The organism is Pseudonocardia sp. GCM10023141, assembly GCF_042653605.1.
In genome coordinates, this window is sequence record NZ_JBHSIR010000058.1 from 1 (window position 1) to 22422 (window position 22422).

22 protein-coding genes are annotated in these 22422 nt (G+C 74.2%); 16 read left to right on the forward strand and 6 right to left on the reverse strand.

Annotated elements, in window-relative coordinates; all coding sequences use genetic code 11:
• Positions 1-80 precede the first annotated feature (80 nt).
• The 7 genes from ACFPFQ_RS33060 (at position 81) to ACFPFQ_RS33090 (ending at position 7933) form a co-directional block, all read left to right on the forward strand.
• Positions 81-506, forward strand: coding sequence for an HIT family protein (locus ACFPFQ_RS33060; RefSeq protein WP_379625965.1), 426 nt, complete (start codon positions 81-83; stop codon positions 504-506).
• 9 nt (positions 507-515) lie between these two features.
• On the forward strand, positions 516-1148 hold the full coding sequence (locus tag ACFPFQ_RS33065) for a histidine phosphatase family protein (protein ID WP_379625967.1): 633 nt from the start codon (positions 516-518) through the stop codon (positions 1146-1148).
• 155 nt (positions 1149-1303) lie between these two features.
• Positions 1304-2704 (forward strand): MFS transporter, encoded by a 1401-nt coding sequence (locus ACFPFQ_RS33070; protein WP_379625968.1) that lies wholly within the window; start codon positions 1304-1306, stop codon positions 2702-2704.
• 105 nt (positions 2705-2809) lie between these two features.
• A complete protein-coding gene (locus ACFPFQ_RS33075; protein ID WP_379625970.1) occupies positions 2810-4111 on the forward strand; it encodes a sensor domain-containing diguanylate cyclase in 1302 nt (433 codons plus the stop codon).
• 108 nt (positions 4112-4219) lie between these two features.
• On the forward strand, positions 4220-6148 hold the full coding sequence (gene dxs, locus ACFPFQ_RS33080) for a 1-deoxy-D-xylulose-5-phosphate synthase (RefSeq protein WP_379625972.1): 1929 nt from the start codon (positions 4220-4222) through the stop codon (positions 6146-6148).
• Complete coding sequence (locus ACFPFQ_RS33085) at positions 6148-6813, forward strand: response regulator transcription factor (RefSeq protein ID WP_379625974.1); 666 nt, start codon at positions 6148-6150, stop codon at positions 6811-6813. The genes dxs and ACFPFQ_RS33085 overlap by 1 nt, the downstream gene beginning before the upstream one ends.
• A gap of 37 nt (positions 6814-6850) precedes the next feature.
• Positions 6851-7933 (forward strand): sensor histidine kinase, encoded by a 1083-nt coding sequence (locus ACFPFQ_RS33090; protein ID WP_379626028.1) that lies wholly within the window; start codon positions 6851-6853, stop codon positions 7931-7933.
• A 184-nt stretch (positions 7934-8117) separates the two neighbouring features.
• On the opposite strand, the gene ACFPFQ_RS33095 is transcribed toward ACFPFQ_RS33090, so the two are convergent.
• The 3 genes from ACFPFQ_RS33095 to ACFPFQ_RS33105 form a co-directional block, all read right to left on the reverse strand.
• Positions 8118-9362, reverse strand: coding sequence for an HRDC domain-containing protein (locus ACFPFQ_RS33095; RefSeq protein ID WP_379626029.1), 1245 nt, complete (start codon positions 9360-9362; stop codon positions 8118-8120).
• Entirely contained in the window at positions 9359-10012 is a 654-nt protein-coding gene (locus ACFPFQ_RS33100) for a LuxR C-terminal-related transcriptional regulator (RefSeq protein WP_379626031.1), read from the reverse strand. Before ACFPFQ_RS33100 ends, ACFPFQ_RS33095 begins: the two co-directional genes overlap by 4 nt.
• Positions 10013-10320: 308 nt before the next feature.
• Entirely contained in the window at positions 10321-10926 is a 606-nt protein-coding gene (locus tag ACFPFQ_RS33105; RefSeq protein WP_379625976.1) for a DUF3000 domain-containing protein, read from the reverse strand.
• Between the two features lie 117 nt (positions 10927-11043).
• Here ACFPFQ_RS33105 and hemE point away from each other — a divergent pair, with 117 nt between their 5' ends.
• The 5 genes from hemE to ACFPFQ_RS33130 are packed head-to-tail and all read left to right on the forward strand — an operon-like array spanning position 11044 to position 14964.
• Entirely contained in the window at positions 11044-12114 is a 1071-nt protein-coding gene (gene hemE / locus ACFPFQ_RS33110) for a uroporphyrinogen decarboxylase (protein WP_379625977.1), read from the forward strand.
• Positions 12111-13625 carry a protoporphyrinogen oxidase gene (hemG, locus tag ACFPFQ_RS33115; RefSeq protein ID WP_379625979.1) on the forward strand — a complete coding sequence of 505 codons (1515 nt, stop codon included), beginning with the start codon at positions 12111-12113 and terminating at the stop codon, positions 13623-13625. Before hemE ends, hemG begins: the two co-directional genes overlap by 4 nt.
• Positions 13598-14293 (forward strand): hydrogen peroxide-dependent heme synthase, encoded by a 696-nt coding sequence (hemQ, locus tag ACFPFQ_RS33120; protein ID WP_379625980.1) that lies wholly within the window; start codon positions 13598-13600, stop codon positions 14291-14293. The genes hemG and hemQ overlap by 28 nt, the downstream gene beginning before the upstream one ends.
• Before the next feature lie 33 nt (positions 14294-14326).
• Positions 14327-14569 (forward strand): FitA-like ribbon-helix-helix domain-containing protein, encoded by a 243-nt coding sequence (locus ACFPFQ_RS33125; RefSeq protein ID WP_379625982.1) that lies wholly within the window; start codon positions 14327-14329, stop codon positions 14567-14569.
• Positions 14569-14964, forward strand: coding sequence for a type II toxin-antitoxin system VapC family toxin (locus ACFPFQ_RS33130; protein ID WP_379625984.1), 396 nt, complete (start codon positions 14569-14571; stop codon positions 14962-14964). The genes ACFPFQ_RS33125 and ACFPFQ_RS33130 overlap by 1 nt, the downstream gene beginning before the upstream one ends.
• Here the strand turns inward: ACFPFQ_RS33130 and msrB are convergent.
• The 3 genes from msrB to ACFPFQ_RS33145 all read right to left on the reverse strand — a co-directional run bounded on the left by msrB (position 14957) and on the right by ACFPFQ_RS33145 (position 16506).
• Entirely contained in the window at positions 14957-15394 is a 438-nt protein-coding gene (gene msrB, locus ACFPFQ_RS33135; RefSeq protein ID WP_379625986.1) for a peptide-methionine (R)-S-oxide reductase MsrB, read from the reverse strand. The two genes, ACFPFQ_RS33130 and msrB, sit on opposite strands and share 8 nt — an antisense overlap.
• A gap of 79 nt (positions 15395-15473) precedes the next feature.
• Positions 15474-15779, reverse strand: a complete 306-nt coding sequence (locus ACFPFQ_RS33140) for a hypothetical protein (protein WP_379625988.1) — start codon at positions 15777-15779, stop codon at positions 15474-15476.
• A gap of 22 nt (positions 15780-15801) precedes the next feature.
• Positions 15802-16506, reverse strand: a complete 705-nt coding sequence (locus ACFPFQ_RS33145; protein ID WP_379625990.1) for a TetR/AcrR family transcriptional regulator — start codon at positions 16504-16506, stop codon at positions 15802-15804.
• 149 nt (positions 16507-16655) lie between these two features.
• On the opposite strand from ACFPFQ_RS33145, the gene ligD reads away from it, so the two are divergent.
• The 4 genes from ligD to ACFPFQ_RS33165 all read left to right on the forward strand — a co-directional run bounded on the left by ligD (position 16656) and on the right by ACFPFQ_RS33165 (position 22422).
• A complete protein-coding gene (gene ligD, locus ACFPFQ_RS33150) occupies positions 16656-17699 on the forward strand; it encodes a non-homologous end-joining DNA ligase (RefSeq protein WP_379625992.1) in 1044 nt (347 codons plus the stop codon).
• 62 nt (positions 17700-17761) lie between these two features.
• Positions 17762-18487: an ABC transporter ATP-binding protein gene (locus ACFPFQ_RS33155; RefSeq protein ID WP_379625994.1), complete on the forward strand. Its 726-nt coding sequence runs from the start codon at positions 17762-17764 to the stop codon at positions 18485-18487.
• Positions 18484-20064 carry a GAF domain-containing sensor histidine kinase gene (locus ACFPFQ_RS33160; protein WP_379625996.1) on the forward strand — a complete coding sequence of 527 codons (1581 nt, stop codon included), beginning with the start codon at positions 18484-18486 and terminating at the stop codon, positions 20062-20064. Before ACFPFQ_RS33155 ends, ACFPFQ_RS33160 begins: the two co-directional genes overlap by 4 nt.
• Positions 20065-20076: 12 nt before the next feature.
• Complete coding sequence (locus ACFPFQ_RS33165) at positions 20077-22422, forward strand: ABC transporter permease (RefSeq protein ID WP_379626033.1); 2346 nt, start codon at positions 20077-20079, stop codon at positions 22420-22422.

The following is a 22422-nucleotide window of genomic DNA, read 5'->3' on the forward strand; positions in this document are numbered from 1 at the left end:
GGGGAAAGGGAGACTGCCGCAACTGATCTACCGCATCCCGTCCGAATACTAGCGGCGACACGCTACTAGGCTCATCGGCGATGAGCACCCTCTTCACGAAGATCATCAACGGCGAGCTGCCGGGCCGGTTCGTCTGGTCCGACGACCGCGCCGTCGGTTTCCTGTCGATCAACCCGCTCGGGCCGGGCCACACGCTGGTCGTGCCGCGCGCCGAGGTCGACCAGTGGATCGACGCCGATGCCGGGCTGATCGCGCACCTCACGGCCGTGTCGCGCGCCATCGGCGGGGCGGTGCGCACGATCTGGCAGCCCCCGCGCGTCGGGCTGCTCGTCGCCGGTTTCGAGGTGCCCCACCTGCACGTGCACGTGTTCCCGGCGTGGGACATGGCGGCGTTCGACTTCGCCAACGCGGCCCCGTCGGTGGACCAGGTCGAGCAGGACGGTCACCGCGACACGCTGCGGGCGGCGCTGCGCGACGCCGGGCACGGCGCGCACGTCCCCTCCTGAGGGCCTGACGTGCAGCTGGTCCTGATCCGCCACGCCCTGCCGGAACGCATCCACGGTCCCGCCGAGGGCGGTCCCGTCGCCGTCGGACCCGCCGATCCCGCGCTCACCGCGCTGGGGGAGCGGCAGGCCGCGCGACTGGTGGCCGCGCTCGGCACCGGCGTCGACGCGCTCTACAGCAGCCCGCTGGCCAGGGCGCGGGCCACCGCGGCGCCGCTGGCCGCAGCGCTGGGCCGCGAGCCCGAGATCGTCCACGACCTGCGCGAGTACGACGCCGACGCGGCGCACTACGTGCCGGTGCACGAGATGGCCGCGCTCGATCCGACCGCGTGGGACCGGATGCTCGCCGGCCTGCTCCCGGCCTCGGTCGACGTGCCCGCGTTCACCGCCCGCGTCGACGCGGCGCTGGAACGGATCATCGCCGCGCATCCGGGCCGCTCCACGGCCGTCGTGGTGGCGCACGCGGGCGTCGTCAACGCCTGGGTCGCGCACCTGCTCGGCATCGAGCGGCCGCTCGCGTTCCCGCTCGACTACGCCGGGATCACGCGCGTTCTCGCAGCTCGTGATGGTCGGCGTGTGGTGCGCACCGTCAACGAGACCCAGCACGTGGCCGACCTGCTCGACATGACAGCCGGTGTCGGGTAGCGCAGCGTCATCGGTGGCGCCGCGCTGCACCGATCGGTTGAGCCGCACCCGACTCTGCTGACCCGGCGCGCACGGGTGCCTACTGTCGGTGGACGCCCGGCTGGCAGGCCGGATTTTCGGGTCGAGGGGGGACACGGCCGGATGAGAAGCGCGGGATGAGACGCGGGAGCGCGAGCAGCGGCGGCATGGCGAAGGTCTTCGGCGTGCCCGAGTTCCGGGTGCTCTGGGCCGCCGAGCTGTTCTCGGTGGCGGGTGATCAGCTGGCGAGGGTGGCGCTGGCGGTGCTCGTGTACGGGCGCACGGGATCGGCGCTGTGGGCGGCGGTCACCTACGCGCTGACGTTCCTGCCCGCACTGCTGGGCGGCGTGCTGCTCTCAGGGCTCGCCGACCGGTTCCGGCGCCGCGAGGTCATGGTCGTGTGCGACGTGCTGCGCGCCGGGTTGCTCGCCGCGATGGCCGTGCCGGACCTGCCGTTGTGGGTCCTGTGCGCGCTGCTGGTGGTCGTCGTGCTGCTCGGCTCGCCCCACACCGCGGCGCAGGGCGCGCTGATGCCGGAGCTGCTGGCCGGGGACCTCTACGAACGCGGGCTCGCCGTCCGCCAGATCACCACCCAGACCGCGCAGCTCGCCGGCTTCGCCGCAGGTGGCGTGCTCGTCGCCGCGATCAGCCCGTCCGTGGCGCTGCTCGCGGACGCCGCCACGTTCCTGGCCTCGGCCGTGGTGGTCCGGCTCGGCATCACCGACCGGCCGCGGCCGGTGCCGCCCGACGGGCACCCCGAGGGGCCCTCCGGATGGCGGGGGGTCGTCGCGGGGCTCGTCGAGATCGTCCGGGACCCGCGGCGCAGCGCGCTCGTCGCGCTCGCGTGGATCGTGGGCTGCTACGTCGTCCCGGAGGCGCTGGCGGCGCCCTACGCCACCGAGCTGGGGGCCGGGGCGGCCGTCGTCGGGCTGTTGATGGCGGCCGATCCGCTCGGCAGCGTGCTGGGTGCCTGGCTGTTCGTCCGGTTCGTCCCGCCCGAGACGCGGGAACGGCTCGTCGGCGTGCTCGCCGTGGGCGCCGGGCTGCCGCTGGTGGCGTGCCTGCTGCGGCCCGGCCTCGCGGTCACCCTGGTGCTGTGGGGCCTGTCCGGGATGCTGGCCACCGCCTACCTCCTGCAGACGCAGGCCAGCTTCGTGCGGGCGACGCCCGACATCGGCCGCGGCCAGGCGATCGGGGTGGCGGCCTCGGGCATCATCGCCGCGCAGGGGCTGGCGGTGCTCGCCGCCGGGGCGTTCGCCGACGCGTGGGGTCCCGCCGTCGCGATCGCCCTCGTCGGGGGCGCGGGATCGGTACTCGCGCTGGTCGCCGCGGTGGCCTGGAGCCGGGCGCGCCACGGTGCCCACCGGTCGGACGGGAGCCGGAACGCGGGGAGCCGGGAGGTCGGCGGGGGTGGCCTCCCGAAAGGAGCCGTGAGCTCGGGGTTCCCCGCGGTCGTCCGCCCGGCGCCGGGGAACGGCCGCTCAGCGGCGGATTGCGAGAACGGCCGACCGTCACTGACGCACAGTGACCGATCGTGACCGCAGGACCACCCCCATGAGCGATCACCTCCCCCCTGACATGCCGGGCGGGCCTCACTAGCCTCGCAAACAACAACCGTGTGGCATGGCAGGAGGGACTCGGTCGTGGACGCTGCGCCGGGCTGGGCGCTCTGGAGGCTCCCCGTTCCCGCTGTCGCCGCCGTGATCGCCGTGGAGGCCGCGGCGATCGGGGTCGTGGTGCTCGCGGGCCGCGCGCCGCTGTCCTCCGCCCAGATCGGGCTCGCCGTCTTCCTGACGCTGCTGAGCATCGTGCACACGGAGCTCGCCACGGGCATCGAGCGGGTACGCAGGCGCACCGCCGAGACGTCCTACTTCGACCTCAGCTCGGTCTGGACGTTCGCGGCCGCGCTGCTGCTGCCACCCGCGCTCGCCGCCGCGGTGATCGTGGCCGTCTACGCGCACCTGTGGCAGCGGGTCTGGCGCCCGGCCAAGGTCCCGCTCTACCGCCACGTCTACACCACCGCAACAGTCGTGCTCGCGGCCGTCGCCGCGCACACGGTCGTCACGTTCGCCGGTGGACTGCCGCACGGTCCCGAGGACCTCGGCTCGGTCGTCGGCGTCGCGGTCGCCGTGCTGCTCTACGTGGCCGTCAACACCGCGCTCGTCGCACTCGCCATCTCGATGAGCGGGGTGAGCAGCGGCGGCAGCGCGGTGGGCCTCAAGGATCTGCTCGGCCGCTGGGACGACAACGCCCTCGAGGTGGCCACCCTCTGCATGGGCGCGCTGGCGGCCGTCGCGCTCGGGTCCGCGCCGGGGCTGATCGCGCTCGCGCTGCCGCCCATCCTCGTGCTGCACCGCGCGGTGCTGGTGCGCCAGCTCGAGGAGGTGGCCAGCACCGACTCCAAGACGGGGCTGCTCAACGCCGCGGCCTGGCAGCTGCAGGCCGGCCGCTCGGTGCGGCGGATGCAGCGCATGGGCGTCGGCGCCGGGGTGCTGATCCTCGATCTCGACCACTTCAAGGGTGTCAACGACGCACACGGCCACCTCGCGGGCGACGACGTGCTCAGCGCCGTGGCCGGGGAGCTGCGGGCCGGGGTGCGCGACAACGACCTGGTCGGCCGGTTCGGCGGCGAGGAGTTCGTCGTCATGCTCCCCGATCTGCCGATCGGGGCCGCGGGCCGCGCGGAGCTGCGCATGGTCGGGGAGCGACTGCGCGAGCGGGTGGAACGGCTCGATGTGGCGGTCGACACCCCCGACGGGATGCTCACCATCACCGGGTTGTCCGTCTCGATCGGCGGCGCCACCGTCCCGGCCGACGGCACGGTGCTCGAACAGGTGCTCAAGACGGCCGACGCGTCGCTCTACGCCGCCAAACGCGGGGGGCGCAACCTCGTGCAGATCGCCGGGCCCGTCGAGATCCCCGCTGCGCGCAAGCCCACGCCCTGAACGCGCAAGTGTGAGGGTTCGGTGTCGTGCCGAGCCGGCGTCCGGTCGCTTCCGTAAGCTGAGTTGGTGACCGATCCGGGTGCGGGAGAGCAAGGGAGTGGTCGTCGCGTGTTGCGATCCGTTCGGGGACCCGACGACCTCAAGGCGCTCGCACCTGAGCAGCTGGCGGGGCTGGCCGCGGAGATCCGCACCGAGCTGGTGGCGGCCGTGGCGCGCACCGGCGGGCACCTGGGGCCCAACCTCGGCGTCGTCGAGCTCACCATCGCGCTGCACCGGGTCTTCGACTCACCGCAGGACACGATCATCTGGGACGTCGGGCACCAGGCCTACGTCCACAAGATGCTCACCGGCCGCCACGACGGCTGGGAGCGGCTGAAGAAGGCAGGCGGCCTGTCGGGCTACCCGAGCCGGGCGGAGAGCCCCCACGACCACGTGGAGAACAGCCACGCGTCCACGTCGCTGTCGTGGGCCGACGGGATCGCGCGGGGCTACCAGCTCACCGGCCAGCACCGCCACGTCGTCGCGGTGATCGGCGACGGCGCGCTCACCGGCGGGATGGCGTGGGAAGCGCTGAACAACATCGCTGCCGCCAAGGACCGCAACCTCGTCATCGTCGTCAACGACAACGGGCGCTCCTACTCCCCGACGATCGGCGGGCTCGCCGACCGGCTCGCGTCCCTGCGGCTGCAGCCCGGCTACGAGCGGCTGCTGGAGGCAGGCAAGCAGGCCATCCGCCGCACACCGGTGGTGGGCGACGCGCTCTACGCGGGCATGCACGCGATCAAGGCGGGCGTGAAGGACGCGCTGAGCCCGCAGGAGCTGTTCGCCGACCTCGGACTCAAGTACTTCGGGCCGATCGACGGCCACGACGTCGCGGCGATGGAGTCGGCGCTGCGCCGGGCCCGGCGCTTCGGCGGACCGGTGATCGTCCACGCCGTCACCCGCAAGGGCGCCGGGTACGCGCCCGCCGAGAACGACGAGGCCGACCAGATGCACGGCCCGGCCGCGTTCGACCCCGAGACGGGGCTCCCCACCGCACCTCCGTCGGTGGGCTGGACCAGCATCTTCGCCGAGGAGATGCTCGAGCTGGGGGCCCGTCGCCCGGACGTCGTCGCGATCACCGCGGCGATGCTCGGCCCCGTCGGGCTCGCGCCGTTCGCGGAGCGGTTCCCGGAGCGCTGCATCGACGTCGGCATCGCCGAGCAGCATGCGGTCACGTCCGCAGCCGGGCTGGCCGACGCCGGCCTGCACCCCGTCGTCGCCCTCTACTCCACGTTCCTCAACCGCGCCTTCGACCAGGTGCTGATGGACGTCGCCCTGCACGACCGGCCCGTCACGTTCGTGCTGGACCGGGCCGGTATCACCGGCAACGACGGCCCGTCGCACAACGGGATGTGGGATCTGTCGATCCTCGGCGTCGTCCCGGGCATGCGGGTGGCCGCGCCGCGGGATGCGGCAACGCTGCGCGAGGAGCTCGCCGAGGCGGTGGCCGTCAGCGACGGTCCCACCGCCGTCCGGTTCCCCAAGGGCACCGTGATCGAGTCCGTCCCGGCCGTGCGCCGGGTCGGCGGGGTCGACGTGCTGCACGAGCCCCCCGCACTGGAGCACCCGTCGGTGCTGCTGGTCTGCGCGGGCGCCTTCGGTGAGCTCGGGGTCGCGGCCGCGCAGCGACTGGCGCAGCAGGGCGTTGCGGTCACCGTCGTCGACCCGCGCTGGGTGCTGCCGGTGCCGCCGGTGCTCGTCGCGCTGGCCCGCACCCACCGGCTCGTGGTCACCGTCGCCGACAGCGGCCGCCACGGCGGCTTCGGCTCCGCGCTCTCGGACGTGCTGCGCGCCGCCGAGTGCGACGTGCCGCAGCGCGATCTCGCGATCCCGCAGGAGTTCCTCGAGCACGGCAACCGGGCCGACCTGCTCGCCACCACCGGCCTCACCGCTCAGGACGTGGCGCGGCGGGTCACCGAGTGGGCTGCCGCGGTGGGCGCACACGGCAACGGGGTGCTGCGGCCGGTGGCCGAGCCGTCCGAACGGGCCCGCTGATGCGCGTGCTCGTGGTCGAGGACGAGCAGGCGCTCGCCGACGCGGTCGCCCGCGGGCTGCGCCGGGAGGGCATGGCCGTCGACGTCGCCTACGACGGCGACGACGGCAGCGAGAAGTCGTCCATCACGCGCTACGACGTGGTGGTGCTCGACCGCGACCTGCCCGGGATGGGCGGCGACGAGCTGTGCGCCCAGATCGTGGCGTCCGGCGCCACCACCCGGGTGCTCATGCTGACGGCCAGCGGCACGCTCGCCGACAAGGTCGACGGCCTGTCCATGGGTGCCGACGACTACCTGGCCAAGCCGTTCGACTTCCCGGAGCTCGTGGCCCGCTGCCGCGCGCTGGGCCGCCGCGCCACCCCCGCCGTGCCGCCGCTGCTGGTGGCGGGCGACGTCGCGCTCGATCCCGCCAAGCGCACGGTGCTGCGCGCCGAGCGGGCCGTGGATCTCACGCGCAAGGAGTTCGGCGTGCTGGAGGTCCTGCTCGCCGCCCGCGGTGCGGTGGTGAGCAGCGAGGAGCTGCTCGAACGGGTTTGGGACGAGAACGCCGACCCGTTCACCACCACCGTGCGCGTCACGGTCATGACGTTGCGCAAGAAGCTCGGTGAGCCCGGCGTGATCGAGACCGTGGTGGGCGCCGGGTACCGGGTGCCGGCCGCGGGGTAGCGAGACCGTGTGGTCCGGGCTGCGGCTCCGGCTGACGCTGGTGAGCACAGCGCTGGTCGCGCTGGTGAGCGCGCTGCTGCTGTGGCTGGGCTGGTTGCTGGTCGGGGGCGTGGCGCGGGCGGTCCCGGCGCTCCCGCCGGGCAGCGTGGTGCGCGTCGGTGACCGGGAGGTGCCCGCCGAACAGCTGTCGGAGGCCGTCGGCGCGGCCGCGCGCGGCGATGTGCTCGCGGCGGGGCTGGTGGCGTTCCCGCTCGTCGTGATCGCGGCCGGTGTCGTGTCGTGGTGGCTGGTGGGCCGCGTGTTGGGGCCACTGCACGCCGTCACCGCGACGGCACGGCGGCTCACGGTCGAGTCGTTCGACACCCGCACCGGCGTGCGCGGCGCCCGCGGTGAGGTCGCCGAGCTCGCCGCCGGTTTCGACGCCATGCTCGACCGCCTGCAGGCCGCGTTCGACGCGCAACGCCGCTTCGTCGCGAACGCGAGCCACGAGCTGCGCACGCCGCTGTCGGTGCTGCGCACCGAGGTCGACGTCACGTTGTCGGACCCGGCAGCCGACGTCGCCGAGCTGCGCCGGATGGGCGCGGTGGTGCGCGACGCCACCCGCCGTGCCGACGAGCTGGTCGCCGGCCTGCTGCTGCTGGCCCACACCGAGGGTGCGGAGCTGGCCGACGTCGCGCCCGTCGACCTGGCCGAGCTGCTGGTGTCGCCGCTGGCCGCCGTCCGGGCCGAGGCCGGCAGGCGGGGGCTGCGGCTGACGGTGCGCGCCACCTCCGCGCCCACCCGCGGCGACGCCGTGCTGCTGGAACGCGTGGCCGGCAACCTGCTGGAGAACGCGGTGCGCCACAACGTCTCCGGCGGCTGGGTGGACGTGTGCACCGGGGTCGTCGACGGCAGCGCCCAGCTGCGGGTGGCGTCGGGTGGACCCGAGATCCCGAAGGAGCGGGTGGCTGAGCTGTTCGAGCCGTTCCGCCGCGGGCCCGTGGAGCGCACGGCCGCGGTGCCGGGTGCTGGGCTGGGCCTGTCGATCGTGCGGGCCGTGGTGACGGCACACGGGGGCACGGTGGGGGCGGCACCGTCCGATGGTGGGGGGCTGTCGGTGACGGTGCGGCTGCCGGGCTGAAGGGTTGGCTGCTGGTGTTCGGGGGCCGGGCCGGTGGGAGCGCCTCATGGACCTTGGGGTTGTTGTCGGCGGGGGGTCCGGCCGCCTCATGGAACCGTGTGTCTGTTCTTGAGGGGGGTTCGACCGCCACATGGTTCCATGAGGCGCAGATTGAACCGCGCCGCCCACCGACCGCGATCGCGCCTCAGGCGTGCGCCGCGAGCGCCACCTCGAGGTGGGTGGCCAGCAGCTCGATCTGCCACTCCCGCGCCCCGCCCTTGCGCAGCGTCGCGGCGACGTCACCGTCGACCGGCGGCGTCCAGCACAGCCGGCGCAGGAGGTCGGGCTGCAGCAGGTTCTCCACGGGCACCGTCCACTGCTGCGCCACCGCGGCGAGGACGGCGCGGGCCGCGGCGAGGCGCGCCGCGGCATCGGGCGAGCGGTCGGACCAGCGTGCCACGGGCGGTGGCCCGTCGTTGGGCGGTGACGGGTGGGGCAGTGCGGCCGCGTCGAGCTTGGCCGCCTGCGCGACAGCGGTGAACCAGTAGTTGGTGAGGCGGCGTTGCGATCGGCCCCGGAAGACCGCCATCGACGCCAGCGCCTGCGGTGTCTCCGGAGCGGTGACGGCGGCGTCGACGATCGCGGCGTCGGGCAGCACCCGCCCGGGAGCGATATCGCGCTCGGCGGCGAGCCGGTCGCGGGCCTCCCACAGCGCCCGCACGATGGCCAGCGGGCGCGCCTTGCGGATCTTGTGGATCCCGGACGTGCGACGCCACGGCTCGGGACGTGGTGCCGGCGGGCCTGCCGTGCGCACGGCCTCGAACTCCTGCATCGCCCAGTCGAGCTTGCCCTGCTCGGCGAGCACACCCGCCAGCACGTCACGCAGCTCGACGAGCACCTCGACGTCGAGTGCCGCGTAGACGAGCCAGTCCTCGGGAAGCGGGCGGCGCGACCAGTCGGCGGCGCCGTGCCCCTTCTCCAGCGACAGCCCGAGCAGCTGCTCGACCATCGGACCGAGCCCGACGCGGGGGAGCCCGGCCAGGCGTCCCGCGAGCTCGGTGTCGAAGAGCTTCGACGGTGCGAGGCCGACCTCGGCGAGGCAGGCGAGATCCTGGTTGGCTGCGTGGAGCACCCACTCCGGCCCGGTCAGTGCCGGCGCGAGCGGCGCGAGGTCGCTCGCGAGCGGAATGGGATCGACCAGTGCGGTGCCGGATCCGGCACGCCGCAGCTGGACGAGGTAGGCGCGTTGCGAGTAGCGGAAGCCGGACGCCCGCTCGGCGTCGACGGCGATCGGGCCCGTGCCCGACGCGAACTGTTCCGCGGTGCGCAGCAGCGCGGTGGGATCGGCGACGACAGCGGGGAGCCCGTCGGCCGGCCGCAGCAGTGGAACTGCCGCGGGGGATTCCGGCTCGGCTGCCCCGCTGTCGTCGTCGAGTGGTTCTTCGGTCAGCGGATGACCCCGGCCCGCATCGCCAATGCCACCATCTGTGCACGATCACCCGTGCCGAGCTTGCGCCCGATCCGGGACAGGTGGCTCTTGACGGTGAGTGCGGAGAGGCTCAGCGCCTCGCCGATCTCCTTGTTGGACTGCCCATCCGCGACGAGCTGCAGCACCTCGACCTCGCGCGCCGAGAGCTCGCGCGGGGTGTTGTCGGTGCCCGGCACTCTGGTGCCCGTAGCCAGTAACGGCGCGACAGTGGGGTCTGCGTAGACACCGCCGTCGAGCACCCGCTTCACGCCGTCGGTGACGATCGCCGCCGACGCCGACTTGAGCAGGTAGGCCTGAGCGCCGGCCTGGAAGGCCGAGCGAACTGCATAGGGGTCGTCGGAGGAGGCGAGCACGACCAGCCGGTTCCAGCCGAGCGCACGAAGCTCCGTGACGAGATCAAGGCCGCTTCCGTCGGGGAGACCGAGATCCAGGATCGCGAGGTCACACGGCCCGTTGGCGTGTGCTCGTGCCCTGGCCTCAGCCACGGAGGAGGCTTCATACACTGTTCCCGCGCCCATGGAGCGCAACCGCGCGGCGATGGCTTCGCGCAGCAACGGGTGGGCGTCAACCACCAGTACCGAGAACAGCTCTTCCCGCGGGTGCGGGACCATCGCGGGCGACAGCACTGCACCCGGTGTGCCGCGCACTGGTGCGCCCTGGCCCACTACGGCCACGTCACTACCTCCCTGGAGTCGGTCGTTTGCCCCCCGACCGGCACCAGAACCCCGGTCGGATGAAGCTGTCGCCCTACCGCCCGAGGAGGTGTCGTCGAGGAAGCGTAGCCCCCCAAGCGGTCTAACGTCGTGTATCGGATCGAACTTGGACGGGTGAAAGTTACAGCGTTGTCGATCGCCGTCCACTCGTCCGAGTGACGCGGGTGATCACTGGGAGCACCGTCGTCGCAGGTGAACACCGGGATTCAGACCGTTCGATGAACGAGAGAAACTGCTCCGACCGGAGGAAGGCCTGCGGCCGACGCAACCAGCTGACAGAACGCCTCCGCATGGCGGGTCAGATCCATGCCGTCCGCTGAGCCGGTCGGAGTCCAGGACGCGCGCAGCTCGACGTCGTCGTCGCGGCGCGGTCCGGCGATGTCGCCGAAGCGCACCGAGGACGTCTGCGTGACGGTGCCGCCGAGCGCCACGTACTCGGCGCCGTTCTGCTCGAGCGCCTCGGTGAGCCACGACCAGCCCACCACGGGCATCATCTCGTCGCCGAGCTGCTCGCGTTCCAGCCGCGCCTGGATGAAGCAGACGAGCCGGAACGTGCCCTCCCAGGCATCCTGGCCCGACGGGTCGTGCAGCAGGATCAGCCGCCCGGAGGTGTCGGGCTCGTCGAGATCGGGCACCGGCTCGCCGGCACGTCCGGCGCCGGCGTCGGCCTCCACGCTGAACGCCCAGGTGTACGGCGCGAGCCGGGGCGGTGCGTCGAGCGGGGCGACGAGGAGCTCGGGGCGGGGGCGCATCAGCTGGAGCGAGGCAACAGCGCGCCGGAACTCTGGTGGTGGGGCGGTCGAGTCGGGCACGAGCGGGGACTCTAGGTTGCCGCCGCGGCGTCGACCGGCAGGCGCGCCGCACTCGCCCGTCCCAGACGACCCGCCGCCGTTCGGCGCATCGCGCGGGCGTGGCAGGATGGTCGGGCCATGGCTGCACACCCTGCCTCACCCGCCCCCGTTTCCGTCCGGCGCGATCTGCACTCCGCCCCGTTGCTCGTGGCCGCCCGCGGCGGAGCACCCGAGCGGGTACCCGTGTGGTTCATGCGCCAGGCCGGTCGATCGCTCCCCGAGTACCGCGCGCTGCGCACGGGCCACCCGATGCTCCCGTCGTGCTTCGACCCCGCGATGGTCTGCGAGATCACGATGCAGCCGGTGCGCCGCCACCGGGTCGACGCGGCCGTCCTGTACAGCGACATCGTCGTGCCGCTGTACGCGGCGGGCATCGGCGTGGAGATCATCGCGGGCACCGGCCCGGTGGTGGCCGAGCCCGTGCGCACCGCGGCCGACGTGGAGCGGCTGCCCGATCTCGAGCCCGAGCAGGTCGCCCCCATCGTGGCCGCCATCGGGCTGTTGCTGCGCGAGCTCGGCGACACCCCGCTGATCGGGTTCGCCGGTGCGCCGTTCACGCTGGCCTCCTACCTCGTCGAGGGCGGCCCCAGCCGCAACCACGAGCGCACCAAGGCGCTGATGCGCTCCGAGCCCGACCTGTGGCACGCGCTGATGCGCAAGCTGGCGGGCATCACTTCGGTCTTCCTGCAGGCGCAGGTCGAGGCCGGCGTCGATGCCGTGCAGCTGTTCGACTCCTGGGCGGGCGCGCTCTCGGAGCGTGACTACCGCGAGTACGTCCTGCCGCACTCGGCCGGGGTACTGGCCGGGCTGGCCGATGCGGGTGTCCCGCGCTTCCACTTCGGGGTCGGTACCGGGGAGCTGCTCGGTGCCATGGCCGAGGCCGGGGCCGACGTCGTGGGCGTCGACTGGCGGGTGCCGCTCGACGTCGCCGCACGCCGCGCCGGTGGCACCCGGCCGGTGCAGGGCAACCTCGACCCGGCCGTCCTGTTCGCCGACCGGGCCTCGATCGAGTCCGAGGTACGGCGCATCCTCGACGAGGGCCGCCGCACCCCGGGGCACGTGTTCAACCTCGGCCACGGGGTGCTGCCCGACACCGACCCGGACGTGCTGACGCGCCTCGTCGAGCTGGTGCACGCCCGAACTCCGTGAGCCCAGCAGTACGGGTCGCCGTCGTCGGCGCCGGCATCTCCGGCCTCGCCGGTGCGCACCGGCTGCGCACCCTGCTGGGGCCCGCCGCGCAGATCACGGTGCTGGAGCAGCGCGACCGCATCGGCGGGGTGCTGCGCACCGTCGACCTGGCCGGCGTGCCCTTCGACGTCGGCGCCGAGGCGTTCCTGGCCCGCCGTCCCGAGATCCCCGCGCTGCTGGCCGAGCTCGGGCTCGACGACGTGCTCGTGCACCCGACGGGTGCCTCGGCCTCCATCCGCGCAGCCGGTCGCACCGGGCCGCTGCCGGGCGCCACGCTGCTGGGGGTGCCCACGAGTGCCGCGCGGCTCGACGCGCTGCTCTCGGCGGCCGGCCTGGCCGCGGTGGCCGCGGAGCCGGAGTCGCCCCTGCGCTGGGAACCCGGGTCCGACGTCGCGCTGGGCAGGCTGCTGCGCACCCGGTTCGGCGCCGAGCTGCCCGCGCGGCTGGTCGACCCGCTGCTGGGCGGGGTCTACGCGGGCCGGGTGGACGCGCTGGGCCTGCGTCCCACCGTTCCCGCGCTCGCCGCTGCACTGGACGCCGGTGCGCCGTCCCTGACGGCTGCGGCGGACCGCGCCACGGCCCCACCCCCGCGAGTCGGGATGGAACGGCCCGCGAGTCGGGAGGGAACGACCCCCGAGTCGGGACCGGCGGCCACCGGGCCGGGTCGCGGTCCAGCGGCAGGCGGACCGGTCTTCGGCGCGATCCGGGGCGGCTACGGCGTGCTGCTGGGCGCGCTCGCCCGCGCCGCCGGCGCCGACATCCGCACGCAGACCACCGTGCGGACGCTGGAGCGCCGGGAGCGGGGCTGGCGGCTCACGCTGGGCCCCACCACCGCGCCGGAGGTCCTCGACGTCGACGCGGTGCTGCTGGCCGTCCCTGCCCCGGCCGCGGCGCGGCTGCTGGCCGCCACCGCGCCCGCGGCCTCGCGGGCGGCGGGCGAGATCGAGCTGGCGTCGTCGGTGGTGGTGGCGCTGGCGTTCGAGCCCGCCGCCGCGGCGACGCTGCCCCCCACCTCGGGCGCACTGATCGCGGCCGACGAGCCGCTGGCCGTCAAGGGCTTCACGCACTCCACGAACAAGTGGGCCCACCTCGCGCCCGACGGCCTGGTGCGCCTGCGGGCGTCGCTGGGCCGGTTCGGGGAGGCCCCCACCCTGCAGGTCGACGACGCGGAGCTGGTGGCGCGGGTGCGTGCCGACCTGGCCATGCTCACCGGTGTCACCGCCGACCCCGTCGCGGTCGTGGTGCAACGGTGGGGCGGCGGGCTGCCCCAGTACGGCGTCGGTCACCTCGACCGGGTGGCGACGCTCGAGGGCGGGTTGCCCGCCGGTCTCGCGGTGGCAGGCTCGGCGCTGCACGGCGTCGGCGTGCCGGCGTGCGTGGGTACCGCGCGGGAGGGTGCGGAGCGTCTCGTCGCGGATCTGACGGCGAGTGGCACGATAGGCACATGGCACGCCTCGACTACGCCGAGCTGAACAACACCATCCGCTACACGATGTGGTCGGTGTTCCGCGTCGAACCCGGACGGCTCGGCGACGACCGGGCCGCTGCGGCCGGCGAGATCACCGAGTTCCTCGACGCGCTCGAGGGCAAGGGCGTGGTGGTCCGCGGCGTCTACGACGTGGCGGGCCTGCGCGCCGACGCCGACTTCATGATCTGGTGGCACGCCGACAACGTCGAGGCTCTGCAGGGCGCCTACGCCGACTTCCGCCGCACCACCGCGCTCGGCCGGGCCAGCGTCGCCGTGTGGAGCCAGGTGGCGCTGCACCGGCCCGCCGAGTTCAACAAGAGCCACGTGCCGGCGTTCGTGGCGGGCGAGGAGCCCAAGGGCTACCTCTGCGTGTACCCGTTCGTCCGGTCGATCGACTGGTACCTGCTGCCCGACGCCGAGCGCCGCACGATGCTGGCCGACCACGGCAAGGCGGCCCGCGCCTACGCCGACGTGCGCGCCAACACCGTGCCAGCGTTCGCGCTGGGCGACTACGAGTGGATCCTCGCCTTCGAGGCCGACGAGCTCGACCGCATCGTCGACCTGATGCGCGACCTGCGCGCCACCGAGGCCCGCCGCCACGTGCGCGTCGAGATCCCGTTCTTCACCGGCCCGCGGGTACAGGCAGGCGACCTGATCGCCCGGCTGCCCTGAGGAGTAGCGCTGAATCAGCGCTAAACTCGGGGCATGGCCACGATCCAGATTCGTGACATCCCCGATGACGCCTACGACGACATTCGTCAGCAGGCGCACGACGCCGGTCAGTCGCTGCAGGCCTACATGCGGGCGCAGGTGGTCGAGATGGCTCGGATTCGCAAGCGTCGAGCCGCCATGCTCGCTGAGCTGGAGCAGTTGCTCCAACGCGACAGGGGGAGCGGCGTGCTGATCGATCAGGTTCTCGCCGATCTCGACGAGGACCGCCGACGCTGATGGAACTCGTGCTGGATGCGTCTGCTGCGGTGTCGGCACTCACCGGTGTCTCCGACCCCGAGCGGGCACTGCGAGCAAGGCTGGTCGGAGAGATCTGTTTCGCGCCGCATCTGATCGATGCTGAGGTGGGCAGCGTCCTGCGAAGACGGGTATCGGGCGCCGCGCTCGAGGCCACCACGGCGGAGGCCGCGCTGCTCGCACTGAACGTTCTGGTGAACGAGCGCTATCCGCACGGGCCGCTCGCGTTCGCGGCGTGGGCGCTGCGCCACACCATCACCTACTACGACGCCCTCTACGTCGCGCTCGCCGCGCGGCTGGGTATCCCGCTGCTCACCGCCGACGCCCGGCTGGCGAAGGCGCCCGGGCTCACCTGCGAGGTCGAGCTGATCAGCTAGCGGCGCCGCCGGTGTCGGGCAGCAGCCGCATCGAGATCGAGTTGATGCAGTAGCGCAGGTCGGTGGGGGTGCCGTAACCCTCGCCCTCGAAGACGTGGCCGAGGTGGCTGTGACAGGTGGCGCACAGTACCTCGGTGCGCTTCATGCCCATCTCCATGTCGACGCGCTCGATGACGGCGTCGCCGGCGAGCGGGGTGAAGAACGAGGGCCAGCCGCAGTGCGAGTCGAACTTCGTGTCGCTGCGGAACAGCTCGGCGCCGCAGGCGCGGCACGCGTAGACGCCCTGGGTCTTGGTGTCGGTGTACTCGCCGGCGAAGGGGCGCTCGGTGGCGGCCTGGCGCAGCACCTGGTACTCGGCGGGGGAGAGCTCCGCGCGCCACTCGGCGTCGGTCTTGACCACCTTGGCGGCGGGTTCGGTCACGGGATCCATGCGTTCCAGCCTATGTCGGTGTGGGCCGGTACCGCAGCGGATCGGCCGACGCGTTCGCGGGCCGTCATTCCCGTGCGGTTCACAGCCAGGTGAGCACGACGAAGGCCAACGCCTTCCACACCACCCAGGCGACCCCGATGAGCAGCAGCACCACGACGAGCACCGCGCCCCACCGGCGGCCGCCCTCGGCCCGGTTGGCGGAGTCGGCGAAGTCGCCGATGCCGTGGAGGTAGCCCTCGACCGTGAACGCGGGCCGCGTCTGCTGCATGTGGTCGAGGTGGGCGGCGAACGCCTGCGCCTCCGGATCGTCCGGGTCGAGCCCGAGCAGCTCGTCGTCGAACTGCCGGGACCAGTCCGGAAGGTCCGGTTCGGGGCGTTCGGGCACTCGCCGAGCATAGTGGTCACCACTAGCCGGTCAGCTGTTCGGAGGCCGAGACGTCACGGGTCGGGTGCGACGGGGCCTCCTGCAGGAGGGGGCGGGTGATCGCGGCCAGCATGAGACCGCGCAGCTCGGCGCCGATCGCGGCGGCGGCCAGCGGCGGATCGTGGGCCTGCCATTCGCGCAACAGGCCGGTGGCGGCGCCGACGAGCCCGATCGCGGTGAGACCGAAGTCGCGGACCGGTGCCACCCCCTGGCGGGCCGCGAGGTCGGCCTCGGCCTCGATGAAGTCGGCCCACCGGATGACCCACTCCTGGTGCTGGCGCTCCAGCTGGGCGGACACGCCGACGGCCTCGACGTAGTTGAGGCGCGGCAGGCGCGGGTCGGAGGTGATCGCCCCGACGAAGACGTCGAGCAGCGCGGAGATCCGCCGGACCGGGTCGGTGTCGGAGAGCCGGTCGCGGGCCCCGGTGACCCGCTGCATGGCGAGGGAGTTGATGTGGTCGTGCAGGATCAGCAGCAGGTGCTCCTTGCCGCCGCGGAACTCCTCGTAGAAGTTGCGCGTGGACACCCCGGCCAGCGTGCAGATCTCCACGATCTTGGTGTGCTGGAAGCCGCGCGAGGTGAACAGCTCCAGCGCCGCCGAGAGCATCTGCTGGCGACGCTCGGCGCTACGCTGGGCCGCGGGAACCCCCGCATAGCCTCGGCGGGCCTTTCCCGTCCCGTCCGCCACCCGACCTCCTCGTCGTCACGGTTGTGGTAACGGTTGTCGCAGACCGTAGCGGTGGACCCTACCGTGCGGAAATCACGGTGACCACTACTGGTCCCCACCGGCACGCCGCGCCAGGGTGCTGTCGGTCCGAACCGGTAGCGTCTGGCCCCGTGGCGAGCAAGAGCGCAGCGACACTGCTCACGGTCCCCGGCCCGCACGGGGATCGGGAGGTCCGGCTGACCAGCGCCGACCGGATGCTGTTCCCGGAGCCGGGTATCACCAAGGGCGAGGTGGTGGAGTACTACCGCGCGGTCGCCGAGCCGCTGCTGAAGGTGCTGCACCTGCGCCCCACCAACCTCAAGCGCTATCCCGACGGCGTCGAGGGCGAGCCGTTCTACGCCAAGCGGCTGCCCAAGGGCGCTCCCGACTACGTGGAGACGGCGCAGGTCACGTTCCCCAGCGGGCGCACCGCGCAGTCGCTGTGCCCCACCGAGCAGGCCGTCATCGTCTGGGCGGCCAACATGGGCACGTTCGACTTCCACCCGTGGCCGGTGCGCCGCGACGATCCCGACCGGCCCGACGAGCTGCGCATCGACCTCGATCCGCAGCCGGGCACCGATTTCGCCGACGCCGTGGTCGTGGCGGCCACGCTGCACGAGGTGCTCGACGAGGCCGGGCTCGTGGGCTGGCCCAAGACGTCGGGCGGGCGCGGCGTCCACGTGTTCGCCCGGATCCGCCCGGAGTGGGATTTCATCGCGGTCCGCCACGCCGTCATCGCCATCGCGCGGCGGGTCGCGCAGCGCATCCCCGAGCGCGCCACCGTCGACTGGTGGAAGGAGGAGCGCGGCGAGCGGGTGTTCCTCGACTACAACCAGGCGGCGCGCGATCGCACCGTCGCCTCCGCGTGGTCGGTGCGTGGCAGGCCGCGGGCCACGGTGTCGATGCCCGTCACCTGGGAGACGCTGCCCGACGTCACGCCGGAGGACTTCGACGTGCGCACGGTGCCGGGCCTGCTCGCGGCGCACGGCGATCCGCACGCCGCCATGGACGAGGCCGTCGGCGGCCTGGAGACCGTGCTGGAGTGGTACGCCGCCGACGAGCGCGACCGCGGTCTCGGCGATCTGCCCTACCCGCCCGAGTACCCGAAGATGCCGGGGGAGCCGATGCGGGTGCAGCCCAGCCGGGCCCGCCCGGTCCCCGACGGCGAACCGTAGATACATCACGATCCGGACATTCGCGCTAACGCCGGCCCGGCCCGGGCCGACCCTCCCGGCGTATGGACGCATCCCGACCCGATCTCGCCCTGCGCGGCGTGCGGAAGACCTTCGACGCCGGCTCCGCGCCGGTCCGGGCGCTGCGCGGCGTCGACCTCGTCGTGGCACCGGGCGAGTTCGTGGCGTTGCGGGGCCCCTCGGGCAGTGGCAAGTCGACGCTGCTGCACCTGATCGCCGGCCTGGAGCCCTCCGACGAGGGCACCATCGAGGTGGCGGGTGCCCGCGTCGACGGTGCCGGGCGGGCCGCGCTGGCCCGGCTGCGCCGCCGTCACATCGGGCTGGTGTTCCAGTTCTTCCACCTGATCGAGCACCTGTCCGCGCTGGAGAACGTGGCGCTGCCCGCCCTCATCGCCGGAGCCCGCGCCACCGAGGCCACCCAGCGGGCCCGTGACCTGCTCGACCGGCTCGGCATGCTGGAGAAGTCCGGTGAGCTGCCCGGGGCGCTCTCGGGCGGCCAGCGCCAGCGCGTCGCCATCGCCCGGGCACTGGCCAACCGGCCCACGCTGCTGCTCGCCGACGAGCCGACCGGTGCACTCGACTCCGCGGGCGCCGCCGAGGTGCTCGACCTGTTCACCCGCGCCAACGACGGGGGCCAGACGATCCTCATGGTCACCCACAGTCCCGAGGTCGCCGCCCGCGCCCACCGCGAGGTGCACGTCCGTGACGGGCGGGTGGTCGCCGGGGAATCGGGCGTGTTCGAGGCCGCCATCACCGGGGACGCGCGGTGAGGGCCGCCCCGGCGCGGCGCACGTTGCTGCTGGCCGGCCTGGTCGTCGCGGCCGGGATCGCCTCGGTCGGGGTGTGCGCGGGGCTGCTCGGCGGCGGACCACCGCTGCCGGTCACCGAGGTGCTGGTGCTCGCCCCGCTCGTGCTGGCCGCGATCGCGTGCTGCAGCGTCCGGGCCTGCCGGGCCGCCACTGTCGTGTTCGTCGCGGCCGCCGACTTCGCCGCGCTGGCCGTGGCGGTGGATCTCGGCCTCCTGCTGATGCTGCTGGTGCTCGGCCGGGTGCCGGCCGGCACGCAGCGCGATCTCGTCGACGCCGCGCTGCTGGGCGTCCTGCTGGTGGCGGTGCTGTCCGGGCCGCTCGGCCGCCGCGCGGGTCGCTCTGCGCGCGCGGCGCTGCGCGGGGTCCGCCGCACGCCCGACGAGCTGCTGGCCGAGTTCGCGGACCAGTCCGGCCCCGACACCCGCGTCGAGGAGCAGCTGCGCAGGCTGGCCGAGTCGATGCGCCGCGACGGGGATCTCAGCGCCGTGCGCATCTGGTCGTTCGGTGATGCCGGGTCCGGCGGTCAGGACGCCGGGCCCGGGCACAGCGTCGTGGTGCCGGCCGCGCGCGGCGACGGCGGGGCGGCGCTGCGGTTCGACCCGGACGAGCTCGAGCTGCTGGGCCGGGTCGGGGTGGCGGGCAACGGATGGCTGCGCGAGTGGCTGCCGCGGATGGTGTCGCCGTCGGACGGCCCGGCGCCGCAGCTGCGGATCGCCCCCGCCGTGCACGGCGGCCGCACGCTGGGCCTGCTCCTGGTGGAGCGGCCCGCCGACGCCGTCGCGTTCTCGGCCGCCGACGAGCGGATGCTCGCCGAGGTCGCGCGCCGGCTGGGGATCGTGCTGCGCAACCGGGCGCTCGACGAGGCGCTGCAGGCGACGCTGGCCGATCTGCGCCGCAGCAACGCCGCGCTGCAGGCGTCCCGGACGCGCCTGGTCACCACGGCCGACGCCGAGCGCAGGCGGATCGAGCGTGACCTGCACGACGGGGCGCAGCAGCACCTGGTCGCGCTGGCCGTCGGGTTGCGGCTCCTGCGCGACGTGCCGCCCGGGGCCGGGCCGGACCTGGCGCTGCTCGACGAGCTCGACACCGGCATCCGCGACGCCGTCCGGACGCTGCGCGAGCTCGCGCACGGGATCTACCCGCCGCTGCTGCGCGATGCCGGGCTCGTGACGGCGCTGCGGGCCGCGGCGAAGCGCAGCCCGCTCGCCGTGACGGTGACCGACACCGGTGGCGTGGGGGAGCTGCCGGAGCCCGTGCAGTCCGCGGTGTACTTCTGCTGCGTCGAGGCGCTGCAGAACGCCGCGAAGCACGCGGCGGGCGCCGCGGTCGTGGTCACGCTGGGCCGGGACGGGTCCGGGGCGCTGCGCTTCGAGGTGGCCGACGACGGCCCCGGCTTCGACATCGCGTCTGCGGGGTCGGGGACGGGCCTGCAGAACATGTCCGACCGGGTCGGTGCGATCGGCGGCACCGTGGAGCTGCGTTCGACGCCCGGCGCGGGCACCGTCGTGGCCGGGCGGCTGCCCGTGGCAGCGGTCTGACGCGTGTCCGGGATGCGGCGGTGGGCCGGGGTGCTGGCCGTCGCGCGGACCGAGCGCAGGCGCGGCGGTCGCGGCCTCCTGCTGCTGGCGGTGCTGTTCGGGCTGGTCGGCGGCGTGGTGTCGGGTGCGGGCGGCATCGCCGAGCGCACGGCCACGGCGTACTCGCGGCTCGTCGACGCCGTGGCGCTCGACGACGCGCGGGTCATGGTGGCGGCCGACCAGCCGGAGCTGGCTGCCGCCGTCTCGCGCATGGCGGGCGTGGACCACGTCGTCACTGCCCCGGGCTGGGTCGGCCAGGTGCTCGGGCCCCGCGTGCAGTACCTGTCGTTCGCGGCGGCTGCCGACCCGGGCTCGGACGTCGTCCGGCCGGTGGTGGTGGCCGGGCGCGCCCCGGATCCGGCGGCTCCCGACGAGGTGCTGATCGGGGAACCGCTCGCCGAGCAGAGCGGCCTGCGGGTCGGCGACGAGCTGCCGATGAAGCTGCTGACGCTCGCGGAGTTCGCGGCGTTCGACGTCGGCTTCGGAGAGCCCGACGGGCCCAGCGTGTCGCTGCGGGTGGTGGGGATCGGCCGCATGCCGGCCTGGGGCGGCGCGCTGTCGCAGGCGCTGACGACACCCGCGTTCGGCAGGAGGTACGCGGCCGGCGCGCCGGCGACCGCGGTGTTCGTCCGGCTCACCGACGCCCCGGGTGCCGCGGCGGCCTTCGACGCCGCCTTCCAGCAAGCCGTGCGGACGCTCTCGCCCTCGATCGCCGCGAAGTACCTCGCCCCCTTCGCGGAGCTGCCCCGGGCGGCCGTCGACCCGGCGATCGAGGCCGCCGTGCGGACCACGGTCGCGAGCCTGGCGATCTTCGCGGTCGTGCTGGGCGGCGGCGGGCTGCTCGTGGTCGGGCAGGGACTGCTCCGCAGGCACGCGGCGGGCCGGGCGACCCAGCGCGTCGAGTCGGCACTCGGGATGACCGCGGCGGAGCGGGTCGCCGCACGCGTCGTCGCGGCCGGGCCCGCCGCGCTCGGCTGCGGGGCCGTCGCGGTGGCCGGGGCGATCGCTGCGGGGTGGGTGGAGCCGCTGGGCAGCCTGTCGCGGTTCGAACCGACGCCGGGCTTCCGCGGGCCGTGGGCGCTGGCCGCCGTCGCCGGCGTCGGGGTGGCGCTGCTGTTCCTCGCCGTCGCGGGCGCAGCGGCCGCGGCAGCCGGCCGGACCGGCCACCGCCGGGCGCGGACCGACCGTCCGCTCGGCATGACCTGGCGTGGTCGTCGCCCGGCGCTGCTCGTCGGGATCCGGCTGGCCGCCCGGGGCCGGGCCGGGCTGCCGGGTGTGGTGCCGCTGCTCGCCTCGACGGCCGCTGTCGCCGGGATCGTCGGCGCGCTGGTGTTCGGCGCGAGCCTCGACCGGCTCGTCGACGAGCCCGCACGCTACGGGCAGGCGGCCGATCTCACGCTCGTCGACGCTCGTGCCGCCGACATCGAGCGGCTCGTCGCCGACCCGCGGGTCGCGGCCGTGGATGTCGGGTTCAGCGCGTCGGTGCAGCTCGCCGGTTCCACTGACAGCAGCACCGTGGGGGCGGTCGCTCGCGAGCCCCGCTCCGGCACGTTCCCGTCGCAGCTCGTGACCGGGCGCGAGCCCCGGACCGACGGGGAGGTGGCGATCGGCCCGCACCTGGCCGCGGCCGCCGGGATCGGGGTGGGCGACGTACTGACGGTCGTGGGGCGCGACGGTGGCCCGCTGGCCCTGACCGTCACCGGCATCGAGGCGACCGACCCGGAGGACCGCGGCTACCTCGGCGACGGGATCGTCCTGCCCGTGCGGAGCCTGCGGGAGCTGGCGATCGGCGTGCCGCTGGTGTCCGCGCGGGTGCTCGCGGTGCCCGGCGCGGCCGACGCGGTCGCGGCCGAGCTGGGCAGCGCGCTCGAGATCGTGCGCCGGGCGGTGCCCGACGAGGTCCGCACCCTCGCCGACCTGCACTACCTGCCCGACGTCCTCGCCGCGGTACTCGGTGTCGTGGCGGGCGCGGCGATGGTGCACACGTTGCTGGCCGCGGCGCGCCGGCACGCGCGGGAGATCGCGGTGCTCGCCGTCGTCGGCGCCACTCCCGGCCAGGTGCGGGCGACGCTGGCCGCGTTGGCGGCCGTCACGGTGGCCCCGGCGTTGCTGCTGGGCGTGCCGATCGGGATCGGGCTCGGCCGCGTGCTGTGGTGGCAGGTGGCGTCGGCGACGGGGGTGGGCACCGGCATCGTCGTTCCGGTCGGCCTGCTGGCAGTGATCATCCCGGCGGTGCTGCTGGCTGCGGTGCTGGTGGCCACGGCGCCCGCGCTGCGCACCGAGCGGCGCTCCACGGCGACGCTGCTGGTGGAGGCCTGA